The organism is Treponema sp. OMZ 840, from assembly GCF_050937815.1.
Classification (GTDB): Bacteria; Spirochaetota; Spirochaetia; order Treponematales; family Treponemataceae; genus Treponema_C.
Genome location: NZ_JACDIJ010000033.1, coordinates 1 through 1155, shown reverse-complemented (window position 1 = coordinate 1155; position 1155 = coordinate 1). Strand labels below are relative to the sequence as shown.

Below are 1155 nucleotides of genomic sequence, written 5' to 3'. Positions count from 1 at the left end.
GAGCACATTTTCAAATGTGCGAACTCAAAGCCGATTATCCGCGATGTTTATGACGGGCATAAGCCCGTCATAAACTCGACGTTGAAGCGAGCGGCGCTATGTGAGCCGTGAGCTTCAACCTGTACCCGCCATTCCCGCTGTTCCGTAGGAACAGCGGAAGTCAATTTCCACAGTCCCGGCATGGATGCCGGAACAGCCGTTAGTAATCGGTTTTGAGCTATACCCAAAACTCGGGTTAAAAACGGAACAGGATGTTCCGTTTTTAAACAATCCCGTATCGCCCGATACGAAGGTGCCGTATCGTTCGGTACTAAGGCCTCGTATCGCCCGATACTATGACCTCGTATCGCCCGATACTATGACCTCGTATCGGACGGTACTAAGGTGTCGTTCCGAGCGATACGAACCTGTGTTACGCTTTTGCCGTGCATGCAAGTTTGTATGCAATTTCGCGCAGTTCTTTAAGTTTGATGGCACCTCCCGTATATTTTGTTTTTACCACCACCGTTACCTTTCCCGCAGGAACCGTCGCAGGTACGCGGGCGATAATTTGGCTCGGAAGGTTTACCGAAAGGCGGCGGGTTACTTTGTGCTCACTATTGTCTGCAAGGCGGAAAAAGACGCCTTGTGCCGCGTCGGTTTCGTCAATTTTAAGCTTGTTGCCTTCGATGATGATGTCGTCTCCGATTGTTAAGGTACCGTCGTTTAAGCCCGTGGCGGTGTCGGTTACGGCGGTTATGCGGGCGCTTTCTTCTTTTGCGCCCATTACCTTTACGCCGATTGCGTCAAGCACCGTGCGTAAGTCGGCGGTGGGGATGAGGTCTACCGTACGTTTGTGCACCTTTTCGTCGTAGGGGGCGTTTTCGGTAGCCCAGACCCCCGACACGCGCGGGCTTATTTGCACCAAGCCGTCCATAAAGCTGATGCCCTCTTGGATAAGGTCTTTAACCGCCTTGTCGCGCATGTTGAGGATGTTGATGATGGTTTCTTTTCGGAACTCGGTGCGCTCCTTTGTGATGAGCTCTGCAATGTCCTCGTTACGCTGAGTTGCGGCGTGAGCGTGAACGTCCGCAATACAGTCGCGGTCGTTTTCCTTGGTTAAGGTGTTGGGACGAAGATAGACTTCCCAAACACTTTTCTTTTTTGCCATAGATT

1 protein-coding gene is annotated in these 1155 nt (G+C 51.7%); it reads right to left on the bottom strand.

Annotation, left to right across the window (positions count from 1 at the left end):
• Positions 1 to 412: 412 nt before the first annotated feature.
• On the bottom strand, positions 413 to 1150 hold the full coding sequence (locus tag H0R92_RS13970) for a DUF4469 domain-containing protein (RefSeq protein WP_432966275.1): 738 nt from the start codon (positions 1148 to 1150) through the stop codon (positions 413 to 415).
• Positions 1151 to 1155: the final 5 nt, after the last annotated feature.

Bases quoted from the DNA above. Each gene is read 5' to 3' on its own strand.
- H0R92_RS13970 (WP_432966275.1), bottom strand. From the start codon at position 1,150: ATGGCAAAAAAGAAAAGTGTTTGGGAAGTCTATCTTCGTCCCAACACC.